This window comes from Shewanella sp. MF08487 (assembly GCF_050848685.1).
GTDB lineage: Bacteria > Pseudomonadota > Gammaproteobacteria > Enterobacterales > Shewanellaceae > Shewanella > Shewanella glacialipiscicola.
On record NZ_JBOZPB010000051.1, the window covers coordinates 1 to 3,030 of the forward strand.

Here is a 3,030-nt window from a genome sequence, read left to right on the forward strand (position 1 = left end):
GGTCGGGGAAACCCGCCTTGCTAAAGCGAGGTTCTGCATGAAACACCTTCTATGCCCTCTGTGCGCTATTAGGAGAGGCGCAAAGAGTTTAGCTGCATATCTTGACCGTTTTAACGAGATAACCGCTAAAAACCCTCGTTTAGTGCCTTATTTGCTAACTTTGACCGTTACCAACGGTGAAGATTTGCAAGAACGCTTCGACCATTTGGTGGCCTCATGGAAAACCTATCAGAATAGACGCAGGGCTTATTTCAAGATGAACCGCGGCTTTAACGAGCTTTGCAAGGTTGAAGGGGCTGTATTCAGCTACGAGTTTACCTACAGTGAAAAGGGCTGGCATCCTCATATTCATGCCATTGTTTTGGTTGACCCTGACCAGTTAATCGACTTCGATTTTAAGGCGTCCGGTCTTAAAAAATCGGAAAGCCGGTTGTCCCAAGAATGGCTATCCATAACGGGTGATTCGTCAATTGTAGATTGTCGCCCTATCGATACCCAAGACCCTGCAAAGTCCTTTGCAGAGGTCTTCAAATACGCGCTTAAGTTCTCAGATTTGCCACCCAAGGAAAACTTCCTTGCCTACACGATTTTGAAGGGAAAACGCCTCCAAGGCTCATTTGGCTTATTCTGGGGCGTTAGCGTTCCAGATAAACTGACAGATGATCTCCTACCTGATGAACTCCCCTACATCGAGTTGTTCTACAAGTACACCAATGCAGGTTACACCGTTACGCATCACCACCACCACACGGGCGGGGAACGTCCCGAGGTTCGCATTATCAGCCCATTAGATGAACGGTCAGATAATGCACTTGCCAAAGCCGAAAAATATCGATCTAATGCGTGGTGGCTAGTTGAAAAACGCCAGAGGGAAGCACAATGAAAACCTTTGAAGGTAACAACGGCCTAACGTATCAATGGGAAGAAGGTTCCGACACTATCGAGGAAGTTGAATCCACGATGATTTATGAGCTGGAAACCCCAGATGAACATGGAGTACAAGAATTTCTGTCGTGGCTCTAGAGCGATAGAAGAGATGGGAAGGGACCCGTTACGGGAAGGGCCCCATCGATGAATCGCCTGGGAGCAGAGCAGTAACTCCACTCCCAGGCTAACACAACCAACTATGTGGAGTTGATTATGCCTAACGCGAATCTTACCTTAGAACGTGCTCAAGAGTTAGTGAATGACGCTGAGCAAATGGCCTTAGCCTTGATAATGTTACAAAATCAAAGCCTCAAGCCCGAAGAATTTCACTCCCTTTGCCTCCCCTTGCTCGAAAAGCTAAACAGCGACCTTCAAGAAGCCTCAAGCCTGATACTTGTAAACAGATATCAAGGGGGTATGGGGGAAGCCCCCATGCTAAGCGCTCTTAGCCCCTTACCCTGCTAGACGCTTTTAACAGCTAAACCCTCAGCACTGCAGGAGCCAAACGGCCGTAGGCAAAACCAGCTTACAGGCCGTTTTTTATCGCCTAAGCGCGCTAGCGGCGAAGGCTGAGCAAGCGATGCGCGAGGGCGATAAAACTGTTAAACCGTTTCTGTAAAGTGAAACCCCGCAAAAGCAGCCCTGATAAGCGCTCTAGGTGAATACAAGTCTTCACCTAGAGCGCTCATCCTCATTTTTTGCTCTTGATGCCAAAACAGAAACTTGCTTAAGTATTGAGTTAGGCATATTCTAGATTTCAAGCTGAACCTCCAGCTAAAAACCCAAACAGAACCTATACGGAATTTTGAAAAATGAAACTTAAATCAAACGCTGGCCAACTCGTCAAAGACTTTTACGATTCAGAAGCACATGGAGGCTTTGAAGAAGCTATGGAAACCAAAATCACTGTACGCATGAAAGCCTCTAGCGCCAGCATGTTTACCGCGCTGGCCGCTCGCTTTAACACCACCAGATTTAACATCCTTCAAACCATCCTTGACGCTGCCGCTGAGGATATGTTCTCAGCCCTTAGCGAGACAGACCGCCTTGAGCTTGCCGCTATTGCTGACAAGGAAACCACTGAGCACCTGTTTAAAAATGGCGTTACTCACATGGCTAGCGCTGGCTGGGCAGGCGCTTTTGAAAATGAAGATGCCACTTGGCGCAACTTCCTCACCCCTGAGCAGATGAATGCTTATCTGGAGAAAGCTGGGATGATTGACCCCAATGGCAAACCATTAGAGGCCGATAAAAAATGAGCATGCTAACCATGAACGGCCAACTGCTTAACATCTATGTTTCGCCCAAAGGCCAAAACAAAGCAGGAGAGGACTTCGGTGGACAAGATAAAATCCAGATTTTGGGTGATGTTTCACTTCCGAATGGTGAAACACGCAAAGACATGTTCACACTTACAGCGCATAACGTGTCAGATTTTAAGCAGCACATCGGCAAGGAAATCTCAGTACCAGTTGGCGCAATTGCCAACGGCAAGGTAGTGACTTTCTTCATTCCTAAAGGCTCAGTTCCTGCCGTCAAGACCGTTCCTATTCAAAACCCTTCGAATCGCTCTGCAAGCATCTAGAAGCCCCGCCCAGCCTGTGGTTCATGCGTTTTGCGTGGACACTGGTTGGGGGGTGGCGCTCTTTATACTTGATACATACAAACAAAGTGGTAACAATGGACACAACTAAGAAGGGAAAAACTATGGCTTCAGAAAGAACGAAGCCCCTAACAGATTCAGTTACCTTGGCGGGAGAACTATCTGAGAGAGGCTCTAACGTCGATGACTTACCGAAACGCATCGAGAGATACGGCAAGGCAAAACATCGCACAAAGCAAAATATACAATACCTGAGTGGTTCTGTCGAACATATCGACTCTGACACTGGCGAATATTTTTACGGCGACACAGGTCGTCTCCAGAGGCGTCTGGAGGATTGCGGTAACTGGTTAGTCTTTAGAAATTATTACACGGTCGGGGAAACCCGCCTTGCTAAAGCGAGGTTCTGCATGAAACACCTTCTATGCCCTCTGTGCGCTATTAGGAGAGGCGCAAAGAGTTTAGCTGCATATCTTGACCGTTTTAACGAGATAACCGCT

6 protein-coding genes are annotated in these 3,030 nt (G+C 47.5%); all 6 read left to right on the forward strand.

Annotated features, from left to right (window positions below; all coding sequences use genetic code 11):
- On the forward strand, positions 1–883 hold an 883-nt coding region (locus ACRN9H_RS19480), incomplete at its 5' end, for a protein rep (protein WP_432315854.1).
- Positions 880–1,023 (forward strand): hypothetical protein, encoded by a 144-nt coding sequence (locus ACRN9H_RS19485; protein WP_432315856.1) that lies wholly within the window; start codon positions 880–882, stop codon positions 1,021–1,023. The genes ACRN9H_RS19480 and ACRN9H_RS19485, both read left to right, overlap by 4 nt.
- A 117-nt stretch (positions 1,024–1,140) precedes the next feature.
- A complete protein-coding gene (locus ACRN9H_RS19490; protein WP_432315858.1) occupies positions 1,141–1,392 on the forward strand; it encodes a hypothetical protein in 252 nt (83 codons plus the stop codon).
- Between the two features lie 347 nt (positions 1,393–1,739).
- Entirely contained in the window at positions 1,740–2,186 is a 447-nt protein-coding gene (locus tag ACRN9H_RS19495; RefSeq protein WP_263174804.1) for a hypothetical protein, read from the forward strand.
- Positions 2,187–2,197: 11 nt separating this feature from the next.
- Entirely contained in the window at positions 2,198–2,512 is a 315-nt protein-coding gene (locus ACRN9H_RS19500) for a hypothetical protein (protein WP_432298761.1), read from the forward strand.
- 122 nt (positions 2,513–2,634) lie between these two features.
- A partial coding sequence (locus tag ACRN9H_RS19505) for a hypothetical protein (protein WP_432315860.1) occupies positions 2,635–3,030 on the forward strand: 396 nt, incomplete at its 3' end.